General features: G+C 70.9%; 15 protein-coding genes. 7 read left to right on the plus strand and 8 right to left on the minus strand.

Annotation, left to right across the window (positions count from 1 at the left end; translation table 11 throughout):
- Positions 1-158: 158 nt before the first annotated feature.
- Both AC0NZN_RS01915 and AC0NZN_RS01920 read left to right on the plus strand, forming a co-directional pair.
- Positions 159-3,008: an ExeM/NucH family extracellular endonuclease gene (locus tag AC0NZN_RS01915; RefSeq protein WP_474590572.1), complete on the plus strand. Its 2,850-nt coding sequence runs from the start codon at positions 159-161 to the stop codon at positions 3,006-3,008.
- A gap of 113 nt (positions 3,009-3,121) precedes the next feature.
- Positions 3,122-3,859 (plus strand): alpha/beta fold hydrolase, encoded by a 738-nt coding sequence (locus AC0NZN_RS01920; RefSeq protein ID WP_474590573.1) that lies wholly within the window; start codon positions 3,122-3,124, stop codon positions 3,857-3,859.
- Here the strand turns inward: AC0NZN_RS01920 and AC0NZN_RS01925 are convergent.
- Positions 3,819-5,078: an MFS transporter gene (locus AC0NZN_RS01925; RefSeq protein ID WP_474590574.1), complete on the minus strand. Its 1,260-nt coding sequence runs from the start codon at positions 5,076-5,078 to the stop codon at positions 3,819-3,821. The genes AC0NZN_RS01920 and AC0NZN_RS01925 overlap by 41 nt on opposite strands.
- Complete coding sequence (locus AC0NZN_RS01930; protein ID WP_474590575.1) at positions 5,075-6,421, minus strand: GH1 family beta-glucosidase; 1,347 nt, start codon at positions 6,419-6,421, stop codon at positions 5,075-5,077. Before AC0NZN_RS01930 ends, AC0NZN_RS01925 begins: the two co-directional genes overlap by 4 nt.
- A 250-nt stretch (positions 6,422-6,671) precedes the next feature.
- On the opposite strand from AC0NZN_RS01930, the gene rpsT reads away from it, so the two are divergent.
- Positions 6,672-6,932, plus strand: a complete 261-nt coding sequence (gene rpsT / locus AC0NZN_RS01935; RefSeq protein ID WP_474590576.1) for a 30S ribosomal protein S20 — start codon at positions 6,672-6,674, stop codon at positions 6,930-6,932.
- A 91-nt stretch (positions 6,933-7,023) separates the two neighbouring features.
- Here the strand turns inward: rpsT and holA are convergent, their stop codons facing one another.
- The 5 genes from holA to AC0NZN_RS01960 all read right to left on the minus strand — a co-directional run bounded on the left by holA (position 7,024) and on the right by AC0NZN_RS01960 (position 15,095).
- Entirely contained in the window at positions 7,024-8,082 is a 1,059-nt protein-coding gene (holA, locus tag AC0NZN_RS01940; RefSeq protein WP_474590577.1) for a DNA polymerase III subunit delta, read from the minus strand.
- 9 nt (positions 8,083-8,091) lie between these two features.
- Positions 8,092-10,467: a ComEC/Rec2 family competence protein gene (locus AC0NZN_RS01945; protein WP_474590578.1), complete on the minus strand. Its 2,376-nt coding sequence runs from the start codon at positions 10,465-10,467 to the stop codon at positions 8,092-8,094.
- A gap of 1 nt (position 10,468) precedes the next feature.
- On the minus strand, positions 10,469-11,062 hold the full coding sequence (locus tag AC0NZN_RS01950) for a ComEA family DNA-binding protein (protein ID WP_474590579.1): 594 nt from the start codon (positions 11,060-11,062) through the stop codon (positions 10,469-10,471).
- Positions 11,063-11,152: 90 nt separating this feature from the next.
- A complete protein-coding gene (gene leuS, locus AC0NZN_RS01955; protein WP_474590746.1) occupies positions 11,153-13,663 on the minus strand; it encodes a leucine--tRNA ligase in 2,511 nt (836 codons plus the stop codon).
- Between the two features lie 142 nt (positions 13,664-13,805).
- On the minus strand, positions 13,806-15,095 hold the full coding sequence (locus tag AC0NZN_RS01960; protein ID WP_474590580.1) for an anthranilate synthase component I family protein: 1,290 nt from the start codon (positions 15,093-15,095) through the stop codon (positions 13,806-13,808).
- A gap of 62 nt (positions 15,096-15,157) precedes the next feature.
- Here AC0NZN_RS01960 and AC0NZN_RS01965 point away from each other — a divergent pair, with 62 nt between their 5' ends.
- From AC0NZN_RS01965 to AC0NZN_RS01980, 4 genes are read left to right on the plus strand one after another with little or no spacing between them, the layout of a single operon-like run.
- Complete coding sequence (locus AC0NZN_RS01965; protein ID WP_474590581.1) at positions 15,158-15,856, plus strand: DedA family protein; 699 nt, start codon at positions 15,158-15,160, stop codon at positions 15,854-15,856.
- 4 nt (positions 15,857-15,860) lie between these two features.
- The gene (locus AC0NZN_RS01970; RefSeq protein ID WP_474590582.1) at positions 15,861-16,922 is read left to right on the plus strand and encodes an App1 family protein; all 1,062 of its coding nucleotides are present in this window, start codon (positions 15,861-15,863) and stop codon (positions 16,920-16,922) included.
- A 9-nt stretch (positions 16,923-16,931) separates the two neighbouring features.
- Positions 16,932-17,651: an SOS response-associated peptidase gene (locus AC0NZN_RS01975; RefSeq protein WP_474590583.1), complete on the plus strand. Its 720-nt coding sequence runs from the start codon at positions 16,932-16,934 to the stop codon at positions 17,649-17,651.
- Entirely contained in the window at positions 17,651-18,622 is a 972-nt protein-coding gene (locus AC0NZN_RS01980) for a 3-methyladenine DNA glycosylase (protein WP_474590584.1), read from the plus strand. The genes AC0NZN_RS01975 and AC0NZN_RS01980 overlap by 1 nt, the downstream gene beginning before the upstream one ends.
- Here the strand turns inward: AC0NZN_RS01980 and AC0NZN_RS01985 are convergent.
- The gene (locus AC0NZN_RS01985) at positions 18,555-19,154 is read right to left on the minus strand and encodes a TetR/AcrR family transcriptional regulator (protein WP_474590585.1); all 600 of its coding nucleotides are present in this window, start codon (positions 19,152-19,154) and stop codon (positions 18,555-18,557) included. The two genes, AC0NZN_RS01980 and AC0NZN_RS01985, sit on opposite strands and share 68 nt — an antisense overlap.
- Positions 19,155-19,217 lie beyond the last annotated feature (63 nt).

Genomic DNA, 19,217 nt, shown 5'->3' on the forward strand with positions numbered 1-19,217 from the left:
GCCGGCAGCGATCGCGCGGCGCAGCCGGCTGCGGAGAATTCATCGGAATTTCCCAGCAAATCCTTTTCTTTGTCTGCGGCCAGGGGCAGGGTGGGTCCGGAGTCGTGTCACCCGCGGCTCCTCTCTTCCGATCCATCATCCATGGAGGTGGGCTTCCGATGCCCTTGACCAAGAATCGACGCCTCGCCGTCGCTGCAGCGGCGGCCACCGCGGCCTGTCTGCTCAGTGCCGGGCTCTCGGCACCGGCGTTCGCGAACACTGCCGGATCGGGCCTCGTCATCAGCGAGGCCTATGTCAACGGCGGGTCGGCGGGCGCGTCGTACCTCAACAAGTTCGTGGAGCTGTACAACCCGACGTCCGCGCCGATCGGCCTCTCCGGCGACACGCTCCAGTACCGCGCCGCCACGAGCACGGTCACGCCCGCCGGATCCCAGGTGTACGCGCTGAGCGGCACGGTTCCGGCGCACGGGCATTTCCTGATCCAGCTCCCGAGCAACGGCGCCAACGGGGCGGCGCTGCCGACGCCGGACCTCGACACGGGCACGAGCATCAACCCGGGCGGGAGTGGAGGCACCCTCTTCATCGCCTCGAGCACGACCGGCGTCCTCCCGAGCGCCGCGAGCGTGATCGACAAGATCGGCTGGGGCACGAGCAACTCCCCCGAGGGCACCGCGGCCTCGGGCAACTCGGTCGTCCTCAGCTACCAGCGCTCGGCGACGGGCCTCGACACCGACAACAACGCCGCCGACTTCACGGTCGCCGCACCGACCCCGCAGGCTGCAGGCGGCGACACGACTCCCCCCGGCGGCGACACTCCCCCGACGCTGGCCATCGCCGACATCCAGGGCTCGACCGACACCTCTCCGTACGTCGGTCAGAAGGTCACCACGACAGGCGTGGTGACCGCCGACTACCGGACCGGCGGATTCAACGGCTTCTTCCTCGAGACAGGCGGCGCCGGCGGCGCGCCGGCGGACGATGCGACGCCCGGCAAGTCGGACGCGGTGTTCGTCTTCGGCTCCATCTCGGCCGGCCAGGTGAGCGTCGGCGACAGCGTCTCCGTCACGGGCACGGTCGCCGAGTTCAAGGGCGAGACCGAGATCACCTCGCCGACGGTGACGAAGCTCCCGGCCGCGCTGCCCGCGGTCGCGCCCGACACGCTCGCGTGGACGGACCTCACGACGGACGCGCAGAAGGAGGCGCACGAGGGCGAGCTCATGGCCCCGCAGGGGACCTTCACCGTCACCGACAACTACGACGCGAACTGGTACGGCTCCTTCACGCTGGCCGCAGGTGACACCCCCCTTCGGCAGCCGACGGATGCCGGCACCGCCGGCTCGGCCGAGGCGATGGCCACGGCGGCCGACAACTCCGCGCGCACGATCACGCTCGACGACGGCGCGAGCACCAACTTCAGTTCGTCGTCCAACACCGGCATCCCGCTGCCGTGGCTCACCGCGGGGAACACGGTGAGCGTCGGCGCATCCGTCACGTTCCACGCGCCCGTGGTGCTCGACTATCGGAACAGCCTGTGGAATTTCCAGCCCACGACGCCGGTGACGGATGACGGCGCCGCCGTCGCCACCTTCAGCGACCGCCGCGCGGCCAACCAGCAGCCGGCCAGCACCGGTGGCGGCGTACGGATGGCGACCTTCAACGTCGAGAACTACTTCCCGATGACGGGTGAGAAGTTCGTCGCGAGCGGGCTCGGTTCGTGCACGTACTACACGGACCGTCAGGGCAACCGCATCGCGGTCAACACCTGCACCACGACCGATGGTCAGGCCGGCCCCCGCGGAGCGGCGAACGATGCGAGCTTCGCGCGCCAGCAGCAGAAGATCGTCACGGGGATCAATCGCCTGGGTGCCAGCATCGTCTCGCTCGAGGAGATCGAGAACTCGGTCAGGTTCGGCGAGCTGCGCGACACCGCCCTCGCCGGCCTCGTCGACGCACTGAACACCGCGGTCGGCGCGAAGGTGTGGGCCTACGTGCCGTCGCCTTCGGCGGACCAGCTGCCGGCGCTCGCCGACCAGGACGTCATCCGCACCGCGTTCATCTACAAGCCGGGCGCCGTCACCCCGGTGGGCTCCTCGGTGGTGCTCACCAGCGCATCCGGCCCCGGTCAGTCCTTCTCGATCGCGCGCGAGCCGCTGGCACAGGGCTTCAAGCGGGCGAATACGACGGATGCCGACGCCTTCGTCGCGGTCGCGAACCACTGGAAGTCGAAGGGCACGGGCACGCCGCTCTACCCGGGAGACGAGGAGAACACCTCCTCGCCTGCCGTCGACCAGGGCGGATACAACGCGACGCGTGTCCAGGAGGCGAAGGACACGATGGCCTTCGCGAACCAGGTCGCGGCGGGCCTCGGCACGCAGCGCATCTTCCTGCTCGGAGACCTGAACGCCTACACGCACGAGGACCCGCTGGAGGCGCTCTACGCGGGCGGCTACACCGACCTCGGCAGCACCTTCGACCCGAGCGAGCAGACGTACTCGTACAACGGGCTCGAGGGCTCGCTCGACCACGTGCTCGCCAACGCCGAGGCCCTGAAGATGGTCACGGGTGCCGATGTGTGGCAGATCAACGCGCAGGAGGCCGTCGCCTACAACTACAGCCGCTACAACTACAACGCGACGCTGCTGTTCGACGGCGGCGACCCCTTCGCCGCGTCGGATCACGACCCGGTCGTGGTGGGGCTCGACCTCCCCGCACCCGCCGCATGGCAGTCGAACGTGGCCTACACCACGGGCGACCTCGTCACCTACGGCGGATCCATCTGGCAGGCGCAGTTCTACACGAAGGGCGACGTGCCCGGCGCATCCAAGAAGGTCGTGTGGGCCGAGCTCGCCACCGCGCCGGACGGCTCCGTCGAGTGGACTCCCACGCGCATCTTCCACACGGGCGACGTCGTCGAATACAACGGCGTGAGCTATGTCGCCCAGTGGTGGACGCAGGGGGACGTGCCCGGCGCATCCCTCAAGAAGCAGCCGTGGAAGCCGCTGAGCTGACGGCGGCGCGATAGGGCGAAGGCCTCCGGCATCCCGCGGGTGCCGGAGGCCTTCCGCACCACGGATAGGCACCGCACCGGCCTCCGGCGCCGAGGCGGGCATAACCTGGATATGTGGTGGTCCAGGTCGTGCTCGTCCACGGCATCCGCACGTCCGCGACGATGTGGCGGGCGCAGGAGGAGTTCCTGACCGCGCGGGGCAACCCGTTCACCACCCTCGATCTGCCTGGCCATGGCGGCCGGATGGCGGAGGACTTCACTCTCGACCATGCGCTGGGCACCATCGACGAGGCGGTCCGGGCGGCGGCCGAGAGGGGCCCGGTGCTCCTCGTCGGCCACTCGATGGGCGGGCTCCTGACGGTGGAGTACGCCGGTCAGGAGACTCCGCCGCCCATCGCCGGGCTCATCGGGGCGTCCTGCACGGCGATCCCACGCCACAACGCACTCGCGACGTATCGCCTGTTCATCCGCGCGTTCGACTCGCTGCCCGATCGCGGCGACTGGCTCGCCGCGCGCGTCCTGGAGCTGACCCTGCCCGAGGCGACCCGCGGTGACGTCTCGGCAGGCGGTTACGCCTACGATGCCCAGCATCTCGCGCTGGCGAGCCTCGAGGCGCTCGACCTCGCAGCCGCACTCCCCCGCATCCAGGTGCCCACCTGGTTCATCAACGGCCAGTTCGACCAGCTGCGCGTCAACGAACGGCAGTTCCTGGCGCTGAAGCCCGACGCCGAGCTCATCGTCGTGCCGCGCACGAGTCACCTCGTGACGGTGATGCGCCCTCGCGTGTTCAACGCCCTGCTCGCGGTGGCCCTCACGACGATCGAGGCGCAGCAGCCGGCTCGGGTCCCCTGACGCGCTCGCGCGCAGCCCACGTCATCGCCGCCCCGACGAGCGACAGCACGCACGCCGCGACGAAGACCAGCCAGAATCCGCCGACGAGGGCGACCAGGGCCGCACCGATCATCGGTCCGATGAGCTGACCGAGCGCCGCGGTCACGTTGACGATGCCGAGGTCGCGGGCGTGATCCTGCTCGTCGGGCAGCAGATCGGTGGCGAACGCGAGGCCGACCGTCGAGAAGCCGCCGTACCCGAGCCCCATGAGGGCGGCGGCGATGAGAGTCACCGTGAACGTCGGCGAGATGGCGATCACCGCGCCGGAGGCGGCCTGCACGACGGCGCTGATCACCGTGAGCCTGCGGCGGCGGCCGGTGCGGTCGGACGCGATGCCCGTTCCCACCGAGGCGATCACGACGAACACCGTGTAGACGACGATGAGCAGCAGCAGGTTGTCCTGCGCCTCGGCCTCCTTCTGGTTGAGCCCGTGGAGCAGGAAGAACAGGAAGAGGGCCGTCCCGAGGGCGTTGCCGATATTGGTCACGAGGCGTCCACCCAGCATCCACGCGAAGTCCCGATCCCGCAGCGAGGCGAGTCTGCCGCGCCGACGCGAGGCTGAGTCGACGTGGGGCGGGAAATCGGATGCCGCGGCCGGCGGATCCGGCAGCAGCAGCGCAGCTGCCGTGCCGCCGACCGCGATGAGGACGGCGAGCAGGAGGTAGCCGGCGAGCACACCGAGCCCGAGCAGCACGACGAGTCCGACCCCGAGCACGATGCCGACGGCCTGACTGGACCCGACGGCAGCGGAGGCCGCACCCCGCTGCGAGGGCGGCAGCTGGTCGGCGATCAGAGCGGTGAAGGCCGCGGAGGCGACCGCGACGCCCACCGACACCCCGACCCACGCCGCGCCGACGGCCCAGGGGCCGCTCGTGAAGCCGGTGGCGACGAGGCACAGCGCCGTGAGCCAGATGCCCCCGAGCGCCCAGGGGCGCCGACGACCCGCGCGGCCGCGCGTTCGGTCGGACAGGGCCCCGGCGAGCGGTCCGGCGACGATTCCGGCGAGACCGCCGATCCCGAGGACGAGCCCGGATGCCACGACCCCCCAGATCCAGTCGCTTCCTGTGGTGTTCAGCTGCAGCGGGAGCAGCAGCTGAACGGGAGTCAGCTGAACTGTCCAGATGACGAGCCATGCCAGGGTGAACAGCGTCATCCATCGCGCACCGACGCGGGCGATCATGCGCGGGACTCCGCGATGAGGGCGCGGTACCAGTCGTACGACGCCTTCGGCGTGCGCTCCCCGCTGTCGAAGTCGACGTGCACGAGGCCGAAGCGCTGCGTGTATCCGTCGAGCCACTCGAAGTTGTCCAGGAGCGACCACACCGTGTACTCCTCCACATCCACTCCCGCTGACATCGCGTCGGCGATCGCGGAGATGTGGCCGGCGAGGTAGCCGATCCGCTCCCCGTCCTCGATGCGCTCGGCTCGTGCCGGCTCGGGGAAGGATGCGCCGTTCTCGCTGATGACGATCGGCGGAAGGTGCTCGCCGTACCGCTCGCGCATCCCGACCAGGAGCGCGGTGAGCGCCTCGGGCACGATCGGCCATTCGGGTCCGAACCCCGTGTACGGGGCGTCCGGCGTGGGCACGAGTTCGAACGGCAGCGGGCTCCCGCCTTCCGCGGCCGTGACGGTCGTCGGGTTGTAGAAGTTCACGCCGTAGAAGTCCTGCGGAGCGGAGATGAGCTCCATGTCGCCGTCGTGGACGGGCATCGGGGGCAGCCCGAACGCCGCCAGATCCGGATAGGCGCCGGTGAGGAGCGGATCGGCGAAGACCCGATTGTGGAGCAGATCGTATGCAGCGGCGGACATCGCATCCTCGTCGTCGTCCCGCAGGGGACGCACCAGAGTGTGGTTGTTGACGATGCCGACGCGGTGGTCGCCGCGCGCGTGCAGGTCCTGCACGGCGAGCGCGTGCGCGAGCAGCTGGTGATGCACGGTGGGCAGCGCACCGAAGAGCAGCTGCTTCAGGGGTGCGAGAGACCCGATGCCGTAGCCCTGGAGCGTCGTCATCGCGGGCTCGTTGATCGTGTACCAGTCGTGGACGCGGTCGCCCAGCCGGTCGGCGACGAGAGACGCGTAGTCGGCGAAGCGCGACGCCGTGTCACGCGCGAGCCACCCGCCCCGCTCCTCGAGGGCCGACGGCAGATCCCAGTGATACAGCGTCGGGAACGGCGTCACCCCGGCCCCGAGCAGAGAGTCCACGAGACGCGAGTAGTAGTCCAGACCCGCGTCGTTCGCCGGTCCGACGCCGTCGGGCTGGACGCGCACCCACGAGATCCCGAACCGGTAGCGGTCCACACCGAGACCTCGCAGGAGAGCCACGTCGTCGGCCGAGCGGCGATAGCTGTCGGCACTGGGGTCGGCCGTCGACCCATCCTTGATCGCACCGGGCGTGTCGACCGCGTCGTCCCAGATGGATCTGCCGCGTCCGTCGGCGGCGCGTGAGCCCTCGATCTGGAACGCGGCGGTCGCGACAGACCATCGCAGGCCCTTCGGGACGGATGCGGTCGGGTGCGCGTGCATGGAACTCCTCGGACGTCGTCGTCGGTGGTACCTGAAGATTGTGCACCCCGTGCCACCGATTCTGCGACTCAGTCCCATCCGGGATGCGCCGCCCCACATCCGGATGCCCGCGCACGTGTTGCTCGGACCGACCTGGTAGACTCGATTCTTGGCTTGCGTGTGGGGTCCCAACCCTCACGACCGCCGCGCGGCGCCCCTCTCGTGTCCGCCGGCAAACGACCGATCCATTTTCGAACGAAAGAGCGTCCACGTGGCGAACATCAAGTCGCAGATCAAGCGCAACAAGACCAATGAGAAGGCGCGCGAGCGCAACAAGGCCGTCAAGAGCGAGCTGAAGACCGAGGTGCGTCGCACCCGCGAGGCCGTCAGCGCCGGTGACAAGGCCGCCGCTCAGAAGGCGCTCAGCAAGGCGTCGAAGAAGCTCGACAAGGCCGTGAGCAAGGGCGTCATCCACCCGAACCAGGCCGCGAACCGCAAGTCGGCGATCGCGAAGCAGGTCGCCGCTCTCTGAGCTGCCCCACCTTTTCGGAAGGCCCGTCCCCACGTGGGGCGGGCCTTCGGCGTTTCGAGGGCTCGGGTTGATGCCCGCCGGGCGGCCGGGCTCAGCCGCCGTACGGCGCGCGAGTCGCGATGATCGTGATCAGCCGCTCGAGCGCGTAGACAGGGTCACGGGACGCCCCCTTGACATCGGCATCCGCCTGCGCCGTCGCCATGATGGCGAGGCCGAGGCTCCGCTCATTCCAACCGCTGAGGTCGCGGCGGGCGTTGTTCACCTGCCAGTCCTTCATGCCGAGCCGGGTCGCAAGGGTGCCTGCCGGCTCACGGCTGCCTGCGACCCGAGCCATCGTCCGCAGCTTCATGGCGATGGCGGCCACAAGCGGCACCGGATCCACCCCTGAGTCGAGAGCCTGACGCAGAGCGACCAGGGCGTCGCCGTAGCGGCCCGCGATGGCGGTGTCGGCAACGGTGAACGCCGACGTCTCCACGCGTCCGCCGTAGTAGCGCTCGACGATCTCGGCGGAGATGTCCCCCGGAACGTCCGAGATGAGCTGCTGGCACGCGGCCGCGAGTTCGGTGAGGTCGTCGGTGAAGGCGGAGACGAGAGTGCGCAGCGCCGCGGGCGCGATGCGTCGCCTCACCGACGCGAACTCGGCGGAGGCGAAGTCGAACCGGTCGGAGTCGCGCTTGATCGCCGGGCAGGCCACCTCGACACCGCCACCGGTGCCCGCGCGGATCGCGTCGAGGAGCTTCTTGCCGCGGACACTCGCCCCGTTGTGACGGAGGATGACCGTCGCCCCGTCCTGCGGCGCCTGGATGTACGCGAGGGCCTCGGTGAGGAACGCGTCGGACATCTTCTCGCCGCCGGAGACGCGAACGAGTCGAGGCTCTCCGAACAGCGATGGCGCGGACACCCCGAGAAGCGATCCGGACGTGTAATCGTCGGCGCGCAGGTCCGAGATCTCCAGGCTCTCGTCCTCGGCACGGAGGTAATCGCGGATGGACGCGATGGCCCGTTCGGCGCAGACCTCTTCAGGCCCCGACACGAGCACGATGGGCGCCGGCTGAGGACTGCGCCACGAGAGCTGCGGAATGGTCGCCTTCGCCGCGGTCGAGCGCGTGCCCGGCTTCGCCGCGGGGGTGCGTCGGGGTGCCGGGGCCATGGCTTCAGCCTATCCGGCGCCGCCGACACGCCTCCCGCCGTGCGAAGGCGTCGGGCTCGGCGCCCCACCCGATGGCGGAGCGCGCTCGTGCCACACTTGGACCCCCGCGCCGACGGCCGTGACGAGCAGCATCCCCTCCCGATCGGTGCGATGGATGCGCGCGCCCAGCGCCATGAGGAACGCCAGCGTCGGTGCACGCGGATGACCGTAGTCGTTCCCGAGGCCCACCGAGATGAGCGCGAGCGATGCGTGCAGCGCGGCGTAGAGGCGAGGCTCCTGATCGGCACTGCCGTGGTGCGCGACCTTGACGACCGCGTACGGCGGTCGCAGGGCGCCGGAGCGCAGGAGCGCTCGCTGAACCGCGGCATCCGTGTCGCACAGGAAGAGCGACGGAGGCACCTCTCCGCCGCGGACGTCCAGCACGATGCACGACTCGTTGCCCGGCGGAAAGGCGCGGCTGCGCGGCTGCGGCCAGAGCACCGTCCACGTCGCGTCACCCAGACTCCCCGACATCCCGGTGTGCGCATCGACGAGTCTCGCGCCCGTCCGTTGGAGACGGTCGAGCACGCGCTGGTCGGACGGCTTTCCGACAGGTCCGTGCAGGACGGTGCCGACGCGGCCGAGGAGCGCCTCGTACCCGCCGGCATGGTCCTTGTCGTAGTGGGTCAGCACGAGGAGGTCGACGCGATCGAGACCGAGCCTGCGCAGGCAGGCCTCGACCGGGGCAGGCTCGGGTCCTGTGTCGATCAGTGCGGTTCGCCCGTCGGAGCGGACGAGAAGCCCGTCACCCTGCCCGACGTCGCACGCCCCGATGGCCCAGGCGGAGGGCAGTCCGATCCGTGCCGTCGCCGCCGACGAGAAGCCGGTGCCTGCGACGACGCCCACGGCGATCGCCAGGATGCCGGCCGCGGGCGCGATCGCACGGCGCAGCCGGGACGGACGGATGACCACAAGCGCCACCGCGACCGCGACCGCGCCGAATGAGGCGACGCCCACGATCCCCGTCAGCCAGGGCACGAGGTGCGCGGGCAGGGACGCCGTCGTCTCGGCGGTGCCGGCGATCCAGGCGGCGGGGATCCACGCGAGCGCCGTGAGTCCGGACTGAAGGAGCGGCAACGGCGCTGCGAGACAGGCGGCCAGTCCCAGGATCGTCGCCGGCCCCGCGGCCGCATCGGCGAGGAGGTTCGCGACGATTCCGTACAGCGGGATCGCGGGGTTGATCGTCATGAGCAGCGGACCGCAGACGAGCTCGGCCGACAGCGGGACGGAGAGCGCGAGGGCGAGGGCACGCGGCATCCATCTCGACAGACCCGCGGCGAGCGGACGAGCAAGCACGAGGAGAGCGGCGGTGGCGCCGGCCGACAACGCGAACCCGAGTGAGAGTGCAAGCGTCGGATCGCCCACCAGCGCGACGACGACCGCCGCGCTCAGGAGCGAGACGCCGGCGCCCGTCCGCCCGAGGAGGACGCCCATCATCGCGATCGCAGCCATGATCGCCGCGCGCACGACGCTCGGCTCGGGCGTGACGATGCCGACGAACAGGCCCAGAACCCCCAGTCCGGCCGCTGCCCGGATGCCGCGACGCGCACCGCACAGCGCGGCCACCCCGAAGGCGATGCCGACGACGAGCGCGCAGTTCGCGCCCGAGACGGCGGTCAGGTGCGTGAGCGACGTGACCTTCATCGCTGCCACGAGCTCAGGGTCGACGGCCGACGTGTCGCCGACCGCAAGGCCCGGCACGAGGCCGGCGCCGGGCTGCGGAAGACCCTCTGCGGAGGCGACCAGGCCATGTCGGAGATCGGATGCCACAGCCAGAAGGCCGGTGGGGCCGCGCTCGACGCGGATCCCGCGCGAGGCGCGCACAACGAGCACGGCGCGCTCCCCGAGGTCCGCGCGGAACGCCGTACCGGAGGCGACGACCGTGGAGCCGACGTCCAGCCGCTCGCCGGACACGTCCTCGGGCGCCACGGCGATCGACACCGGGACGTCGACGCCGTGCCGCTCGCGCCCCCGGTCGATCCGGCTCGCCAGCGCGTCGAGGCGAAGAGTGCCGGTCGCATCACGCTCGACCTTGCCGACGACGATCGCGTGCACGTCGATCGCGCGTCCCCCGTCGATTCCGAGTGCGGACGCCGCCGCCCGCGCCGGCTGGGCGAGCGCCACCTGTCCGCACACCGCCGCGGCGAGAGCGAGGGACACGGCGGCCAGCGAGAGCACCGTGATCCGGGCGGTGCGGCGCAGCGTGAGCGCGGCGCCGATGATGGCCGCCGCCGATGCGGCTCCGGCAGCCCACGCGAACACTCCGGCGCGGTCGGGCTGGAGGACTGCCACGATCGCCGCGCCCCACACGACCGCCGCCACCGGCAGGAGCCTCAGATCGCGCATGTCACACCGTCACGAGCTCGCGCAGGCTCTCGAGCATCTTGTCGCCGATCCCCGGGACGGCCAGGAGGTCGTCGACGCTCGTGAACCGACCGTTCTGCTCTCGCCAGGCGACGATCCGCGCGGCCATCGCCGGACCGATCCGCGGCAGGGCGTCGAGAGCGGCGGCGTCCGCCGTGTTGAGGTTCACGCGGCCGTCGCCGGGGGCCGCGGCCGCCGTCGTCGACGCCGCCTGTGCACCGGCCATCGGCACGATCAACTGCTCGCCGTCGGTCAGGGGGCGCGCGAGGTTCACCGCATCCTGAGCCGCGCCGTCGGCGAATCCGCCTGCTGCCGCGATCGCGTCCACGACACGCGCGCCGTCGTCGAGCCGGTACAGGCCGGGAGACCGGACGGCGCCGGACACATGCACGAAGAGCTTCGAACCGGTGACGACAGCCCCCGTCGTCGAGACGGCGAGCGGGATGTCGTCGACCGGCGCCGTCGCACCGCGCAGGATGCCGATGCCCACAGTGACGGCGAGGGCGACGAGAGCCACGACGATGGCGGCGCCCACGCCGAGGCGCCTCCGCGCACGGGCCGGTTCCTCGGTGGTCACCCGCCCCACGCTAGGAGCGCGCTCCTGCGCTCCCCCCGCAAGCGGAGGAGCGCGTGCACGTGGCCCGCGGCAGGCCCCCTGTGGAGGAGGCTACTTCGTGCTGAAGCTGACGACCTTCGGCGCGCGGACGACGGCCCGGACGATCTCGCGATCGCCGAGGGCGCGCACCACGCGCTGGTCCTCACGTGCCAGCCGCTCGAGCTCCTTCTCGTCGACGCGCGCCGGGACGTCCAGCGTCGCCCGGACCTTGCCGTCCACCTGCACGACAGCGGTCACCGACTCCTCGATGAGCAGGGTCTGATCGGCGCTGCGCCACGGGACGAGACCGACGAAGGGCTTGTAGCCGAGCATCTCCCACATCTCCTCGGCGGTGTGCGGGGCGAACAGGTCGAGGATCATCGCGGTCACCTCGGCCGCCTCGCGCACGGCGGGGTCGGCCGCGCCGGCACCGGAGTCGATCGCCTTGCGCGTGGCGTTGACGAGCTCCATCAGGCGGGCGACCACGACGTTGAACTTCGTCTGCTCGACGAGGCCCGGCGCATCCGCCAGCAGTCGATGGGTGACGCGACGCAGGGATGCGTCGCCGTCGGCCCACACGACAGCGGGATCGCTCGCGACGTCCTGCGCCACGCGCAGGGCGCGCGAGAGGAACTTCTGAGCGCCCGTCGTCGAGACGTCGTTCCAGTCCTTGTCGTCCTCCACGGGACCGGCGAAGGCGAGGGCCACGCGCAGGGCGTCGGCACCGTGCGCATCCAGTTCGTCCTGGAAGACGACGAGGTTGCCCTTGCTCTTGGACATCTTCGCGCCGCCCAGGATCACCATGCCCTGGTTGATGAGGCTCGAGAACGGCTCGGTGAAGTCGACCAGGCCCATGTCGTAGAGGGCCTTCGTGATGAAGCGCGCGTACAGCAGGTGCAGGATCGCATGCTCGACGCCGCCGATGTAGAAGTCGACGGGCGCCCACGTGTCGGCGGCCCGCGAGGAGAACGCCTCGGTGGGGTCCGTCGGCGACAGGAAGCGCAGGAAATACCACGAGCTGTCGACGAACGTGTCCATCGTGTCGGGGTCGCGCAGCGCGGGCTCGCCCGTCTCGGGATCGGTCGCCTGCACCCACTCGGTGGCGGCGCCGAGCGGCGACGCGCCCTTCGGCTTCAGGTCCAGCCCCTCGGCGTCGGGCAGGCACACGGGCAGCTGCTCGTCGGGAACGGGCACGATGCGGCCGTCCGCGGTATGCAGCATCGGAATGGGGGTGCCCCAGAAGCGCTGGCGCGAGATCAGCCAGTCCCGCAGGCGGAAGTTCTTCGCCGCACGACCCCGGCCGCTGCGCTCGAGCTCCTCGATGGCGCGCGCGATGGCGTTGCGCTTGGACAGACCGTCCAGGGGTCCGGAGTTGATCATGCGGCCCTCGCCCGTGAGCGCGATGCCGGTGCGCGCGGGATTCAGGTCCTCCAGGTCGACCCCGACGGGAACGCCGTCCTCGTCGAGCTCGATGACCGGGATCGCGCCGGTGATGGGCGCGGTCGTGTCGACCACGACCTTCACCGGCAGATCGAATGCCCGCGCGAAGTCGAGGTCGCGCTGATCGTGAGCCGGCACGGCCATCACCGCGCCGTGGCCGTAGTCCGCGAGCACGTAGTCGGCGGCCCAGATCGGCAGCCGGTCGCCGTTGACCGGGTTGATCGCGTACCGCTCCAGGAACACGCCCGTCTTCGGCCGGTCGGTCGCCTGGCGCTCGATCTCGGACTCGCGCTGCACGCGCTCCAGGTAGTCCTGGAAGCGCAGGCGGATGTCGGCACCGGCCTCCGCGGCCAGCTCGGAGGCCAGATCGGAGTCGGGGGCGACCACGAAGAAGGTGGCGCCGTGCAGGGTGTCAGGGCGCGTCGAGAAGACCGTGACCTTCTCGGCACGGCCCTCGATCTCGAAATCGATGTCCGCGCCGACGGAGCGGCCGATCCAGTTGCGCTGCATCTGGATGACCTTCTGCGGCCAGAAGCCCTCGAGCTGGTTCAGATCGTCGAGCAGCCGGTCGGCGTAGTCCGTGATGCGGAAGTACCACTGCGTCAGCTTCTTCTTGATGACGACGGCGCCGCAGCGCTCGCAGTGCCCGTCGACGACCTGCTCGTTCGCGAGCACGGTCTGGTCGTTCGGGCACCAGTTGACCGGGCTCTCCTTGCGGTATGCCAGACCGCGCTCGTACAGGCGCTGGAACAGCCATTGGTTCCAGCGGTAGTACTCCGGATCGCTCGTGTGCAGCACACGGCTCCAGTCGAAGGAGACGCCGTAGGAGCGGAAGCTCGCCTTCTGCTGGTCGATGTTGGAGTACGTCCAGCCGCGCGGGTCGACCCCGCGCTTGATCGCCGCGTTCTCAGCGGGCAGGCCGAACGAATCCCATCCGATCGGGTTCAGGACGTTGTAGCCGCGATGGCGCCAGAAGCGCGCGACGATGTCGGAGTAGAGGTAGTTCTCGGCGTGCCCCATGTGCAGGTCGCCCGAGGGGTAGGGGAACATCGCGAGGATGTACTTGCGCGGCCGCGTGTCCTCGTCGCCGCCCGCACGGAAGGGGTCCTTCTCCGCCCAGAGCGCCTGCCACTTCGCATGCATCGCATGCGTGTCGAAGCCGGCGGCGTCTGATGCACCGGCTGCGGTGGTGGTCGAGGAGTTCTGAGACACGGAGTGGGCCGATCCTTACCTACGGGGGTGGCACGCGAAAAAACGTGCATTCCAGGTTACCGGACGGGTGGCTTCACCAGCCGGGGGGCAGCTGCGCCCCGAGCGCCGCGAGCGGCGCCCGCGCCTTCACGCCGACCTCGGCGACCTCCTCGGCTGCGACGGACAGCCAGGTGATCCCGCCGCCCGCTCCGACGTAGGCGCCGCGCGCGTGCACGACGATCGAGCGGATCACCATCGCCGCATCCATGCTCCCGTCCTCGCCCACCCATCCGAAGCAGCCCGCGAAGACACCGCGAGGCCGGCGCTCGAGACGGTGCAGGATCGTCATCGCCGAGAGCTTCGGGGCACCGGTCATGCTGCCGGCGGGGAACGCGGCATCCCACAGCTCCCCCACCGTGGCACCGGGCGCGAGCCGCGCGGCCACGGTGCTGACGAGCTGGTGGACCGCTGGATACGATTCGACCTCCAGCAGCCGCTCGACCGTGACGGTGCCAGTCTGCGCGACGCGAGAGAGGTCGTTGCGCATGAGATCGACGATCATCACGTTCTCGGCACGCTCCTTCGGGCTGGAGAGCAGCTCCGTGCGCAGGTCCCCGTCGGAGGCGGCATCCGTCCCGCGCGGCCGCGTGCCCTTGATCGGATGGGTCCGCACGACAGCGCCGCCGCGCTCGTGGTCCGGGGCGACCTCGAGGAACCGCTCCGGACTCGCGCTCGCGAGCGACACGTCCGCGATGCGCACGAAGCCGCCGTGGTGGGCGGGGGTCGCGGTGCGCAGCGCGAGATACGCACCGACGTCGTCGACCGGGCCGTCGACGTCGAACCGTGTCGTCAGGCACAGCTGGTAGGCGTCGCCCTCGCGGATCGCCGCACGACAGTCCTCGACGAGCCCCGCGTACTCCCCCGGCGTGTGCCGGGCTCGCGCCGTCCGCGGCTGCGGACCGCCCACCGGCGGCTCTGCGTCCCATGTGTCCAGCTCACGGGCGAAGGCGTCCGCATCGGGGGCGAAGAGCCACGTGCATCGCATGGCATGGTCGAAGGCGACGTAGCGCTCCGCCCGCATCCAGCGCGACGGGATGCCGTCCCCCGGAGCGACCGGCGCCCCGGCGCGCGCCGCGCCGTCCTCGTAGGCGAGCCACCCCACCCAGCCGCCGCGGAACGGGCCGCCCGTCGCCTTGTCGGACGCCGTGCACACGACGGCACGCACGTCGTCCACGTCGGCGGGCGACCCCACGCCGAGCCAGCTCCAGCCCTCCGTGGCGGCGGGTCCCGCATCCAGCCAGAAGAGGTGGGGATGCCGGGCAGCCGCACCCGCGAACAGCCGCTCGGGCTCGCGCCACGTCGCGCGCACGGGTTGGAGCTCCACGCGTCCAGGGTAGGGGCAGGTGCTCCTAGGGGATGCGGAGGTGCTCCTTCTAGGCTCGGACCATGAACGACGTGCTGTCCTGGCTGCTCGACGCCGTTCAGTCCGTCGACCCGATCGCGCGGATGCTGCTCGCAGGCGGCGCGATGCTGCTGGAGACGAGCCTGTTCGTCGGGCTCGTCGTGCCGGGCGACACCGTTGTGATCGTCGCAGGAACGGCGGTCGGGTCGCCTCTCGAAGGCGTGACGCTGGCCGTCGCGATCGTTCTCGCCTCGCTCGCCGGCGAGAGCATCGGCTTCTGCCTCGGACGGTGGGCCGGCCCCGCCATCCGGCATTCATGGATCGGCCGTCGCATCGGGGAGGACACGTGGGCGCGCGCCGAGCTGTACATCGGGCGCCGCGGCGGGCCGGCGATCTTCCTCTCGCGATTCCTTCCGGTGCTGCATTCCGTCGTACCCGTCGCGGTCGGCATGAGCGGCTACCCGTACCGCCGGTTCCTCGCGTGGACGGCACCCGCGTGCGCCCTCTGGGCGTCGCTCTACGTGACGGTGAGCGCGCTGGCTGCCGGCACCTACCGCAGCCTGTCGCAGGAGCTCCACATCGCCGGGTACCTGTTCGTCGGCGTCATCGCGCTGTTTCTCGTCGCCGTCGTCGCGGCGAAGTGGGCGCTGCACCGGCGGGAACGGCGCCATCTCGAGCCCGATGACGGCGACGCGTCGACGCGGCCGCACGGCGGGAATGCCCAGACGGGCATGGGAGACTGAGGGGATGTCCCGAGAGACCGCCGAGCCGACGCGCGCCCGCGTGCTGTGGATCGCGCGCCTCGAATACCGGTTCCATGCGTGGCGCGAGCGCCGTGCGCGGCGGAAGGGCCTCACCCCCACCGTCATGACATTCCCCGGTTACGGCGGCGACGGCTGGGTGCGCGTCCTCGGCCGGGTCATGATCGTGCCCCTGGTGCCGACGCGGCGCCGCCGCGAGGTCACGGCGTCGGTCCGCGGCTGGCGCAGCTTCGCCGCAGTGCCGATCGGCTTCGCCCAGGTGCAGGTGACGATCGGCGGCGTCACGCACGAGGTCGTCGCCGATCGCGGCGGCGTCGTCGACGTCGTGCTGCCGGCGCCGCTCGAGCCCGGCTGGCACACGTTCACCCTCGCTGTCGAGGGTGGCGAGCCGGTCGAGTCCCGCAGTCTCGTGGTCGGGCCCGATGTCCGGTTCGGCATCGTCTCCGACGTCGACGACACCGTCATGGTGACGGCGCTGCCGCGGCCGTTCGTCGCAGCGTGGAACACCTTCGTCGTCGACGAGCACGCGCGTCAGCCGGTTCCGGGCATGTCCGTGCTGATCGAGCGCATCGTGCGCGAGAACCCCGGAGCGCCGGTCGTCTACCTGTCCACCGGCGCGTGGAACATCGCACCGACCCTGATGCGCTTCTTCACGCGGCACCTCTTCCCCTCAGGCGCCATCCTCCTCACCGACTGGGGCCCGACGCACGACCGGTGGTTCCGCAGCGGCCCGGCGCACAAGCTCCACAACCTGCGGCGCCTGGCGAAGGAGTTCCCCCACATCCGGTGGCTGCTCATCGGCGACGACGGCCAGGCCGACGACGACATCTACACGACGTTCGCCGGCGAGAACCCCGCCAACGTAGTGGGCGTCGCCATCCGCCGCCTCTCCCCCGCCGAGGCCGTGCTGGCCGGAGGCCGCACGGTCGTCGACGACCACTCGGCCGCCGAGGTGCCGTGGGTCACCGGCGGCGACGGCGCCGAACTGCTCGACCGTCTCACCGAGGTCGGCATCCTCGGCGGCACGGACGTCCGACCCCGCGCGTAGGCTGGCGCCATGTGCGGACGATTCGTGGTCGCGAACGTGGGCTCCGAGCTCGTGGGGGTGCTGCGGGTCGACGTCGAGGCGGATGACCTGCCCGCTCCGTCGTACAACGTCGCCCCGACGTCGAAGGTGGCGATCGTGCTCGACTCGGCCAAGACCGAGCCGCCCACGCGACGCCTGGAGCCTGCCCGCTGGGGACTCGTCCCCGCGTGGGCGAAGGACCCGGCGATCGGCTCCAAGGCGTTCAACGCGCGCGCCGAGGAGGTCGAGGACAAGCCGATGTTCCGCAACGCCCTCGTCAAGCGCCGTGCGGTCGTCCCGGCGTCGGGCTACTACGAGTGGAAGGCGACGGATGCGGGCAAGATCCCGCACTACATCCACCCGGCGGACGACGGACCCCTCTTCTTCGCCGGCCTCTACGAGTGGTGGCGCAATCCCGCCCTCGCCGACGACGACCCGAACAGGTGGATGCTGAGCTTCACAATCCTCACCCGCGACTCGGTCGGCGACCTCGGCTCGATCCACGATCGCATGCCGCTGTTCCTCGACGCCGACTTCGCCGATGCGTGGCTCGACCCGACGGTCGAGAACGTCGGCGACATCCTCGACGCGGCCATCGACGCCGCTCCCGTCCTGGCCGAGACGCTCGACAACCACGTGGTGTCCAAGGCCGTCGGCAACGTCCGCAACGACTCCCCGGACCTCATCGAACCGGTCGACGACGCCGCCTGATGATCGACAGCGACACCGCCTCCCGGCGCAGGCTCGATTCCGCCGCGTGGCGCGCGCTCGCCGCCGCGCACGAGCAGCGGGCGGATGCGCTCACCGCCGGCCACCGCGCTCGCGCCGCGCGCGGCGAGAGGCATCCGATCGACGACTTCCTCTTCACCTACTACTCGTACAAGCCGGCGGTACTCCGCCGCTGGCACCCGGGCGCGGGCGTCGAACTGGCGGAGGCGGCCGCCGCCCCTCGCGCTGGATGGCGCTGGTATGTCGCGGGCAGCGAAGAGGGGTCGCTGCAGGTCGATGCGGCGGGCTTGCTCACCGAGAAGGCCCTGCTCGTCCAGGGGATCGCGCGCATCGTGCGGTCGACGCTCCACCGGCCCGCGGGCTTCGGATGCTTCGGGCTGCATGAATGGGCGATGGTGTATCGACAGGACGAGCACCGGCACGAGGTTCCGCTGCGGCTCGGGCAGGCGGGCACCGACGCGGTGGTGGATGCACACGACCTGCGCTGCACGCACGTCGACGCATTCCGGTTCTTCACCGCCGAGGCCGTGCCGCGCAACCGCCTCCAGCCGACCCGCGAGCGCCAGGCGGCCATGGAGCAGCCCGGGTGCCTGCATGCGGGCATGGATGTGTACAAGTGGGCGATCAAGCTCGGGCCGCTGGTTCCCGGCGACCTCCTGCTCGATGCGTTCGAGCTCGCGAGCGACATCCGCCGCCTCGACATGGAGGCCTCGCCGTACGACCTTCGCGCGTGGGGCGCGGAGCCGGTCGCGATCGAGACCGCGGCGGGCAAGGCCGAGTACGTGCGCCGCCAGCGCGCATTCTCGGAGCGCGCCCAGGGGCTGCGCCGGCGCCTGCTCGACGCGCTGGAGCCGGCCCGGGCCGAGGCGTCGGCGGCCGCCCGACTCAGGCGGGCGGGCAGCCGAGGTCGGCGGCAACCGCCCGCATCGCGTCGCGGGCGGCATCCACGGTGATGAGGGCATTGCCCCCGACGACGTGCAGCCCGTACGCGTCCTCGAGGGCGACCATCGTCATGGCGAGCTGCTCGTCGTCCAGCCTGGGCGAGAAGACGCCCGCTGAGCGGCCTCGGGCGAACACGCCCCCGTAGGTCGCCAGCTGCCGGACGTAGAGCTTCTGCACCAGTTCGTCGTGCAGCGCCGATCCGCCCGCGAGCACGTCGAACTCGTAGAGCAGCCGCATGAGCGCGTCGTCGGGACCGCTCGGAAGGCCGGCGTCGATCGCGACCGCGAGCTGCGCGCGCGGATCGTCGAGAAGCGCGATGCGCGCGTCCCGTTCGTCGCAGAAGCGGGTGACGCCCGCCGAGTGCGCCTCGACGAGCAGAGCATCGAGGTCGGAGTAGTAGTACAGGATCGCCCCGCGCGTGAGGCCCGCGGACGCGGCGACATCGGTGAGCGACAGGGTGCGCAGGCCGTGCTCGGCGCCGGCGCGGTAAGTCGCCTCGATGAGCGCGGCACGCCGCTCCTCCTGCCGCCTCGGTCGACCCACGCCGTTGACACTAGCCGAGGAGCGTGTCAGCCTGGAAGTGTTTTTTGACATCAGCGTCAAAGA

It is taken from the genome of Microbacterium sp. sgz311019, assembly GCF_056135325.1.

Excerpts from the sequence above, each read along its gene's own strand:
- AC0NZN_RS01915 (WP_474590572.1), top strand. The coding sequence starts at position 159 with ATGCCCTTGACCAAGAATCGACGCCTCGCCGTCGCTGCAGCGGCGGCC.
- AC0NZN_RS01980 (WP_474590584.1), top strand. The coding sequence starts at position 17,651 with ATGATCGACAGCGACACCGCCTCCCGGCGCAGGCTCGATTCCGCCGCG.
- AC0NZN_RS01930 (WP_474590575.1), bottom strand. The coding sequence starts at position 6,421 with ATGCACGCGCACCCGACCGCATCCGTCCCGAAGGGCCTGCGATGGTCT.
- AC0NZN_RS01970 (WP_474590582.1), top strand. The coding sequence starts at position 15,861 with ATGTCCCGAGAGACCGCCGAGCCGACGCGCGCCCGCGTGCTGTGGATC.
- AC0NZN_RS01975 (WP_474590583.1), top strand. The coding sequence starts at position 16,932 with ATGTGCGGACGATTCGTGGTCGCGAACGTGGGCTCCGAGCTCGTGGGG.
- AC0NZN_RS01945 (WP_474590578.1), bottom strand. The coding sequence starts at position 10,467 with ATGCGCGATCTGAGGCTCCTGCCGGTGGCGGCGGTCGTGTGGGGCGCG.
- AC0NZN_RS01925 (WP_474590574.1), bottom strand. The coding sequence starts at position 5,078 with ATGATCGCCCGCGTCGGTGCGCGATGGATGACGCTGTTCACCCTGGCA.
- holA (WP_474590577.1), bottom strand. The coding sequence starts at position 8,082 with ATGGCCCCGGCACCCCGACGCACCCCCGCGGCGAAGCCGGGCACGCGC.
- AC0NZN_RS01965 (WP_474590581.1), top strand. The coding sequence starts at position 15,158 with ATGAACGACGTGCTGTCCTGGCTGCTCGACGCCGTTCAGTCCGTCGAC.
- leuS (WP_474590746.1), bottom strand. The coding sequence starts at position 13,663 with ATGCATGCGAAGTGGCAGGCGCTCTGGGCGGAGAAGGACCCCTTCCGT.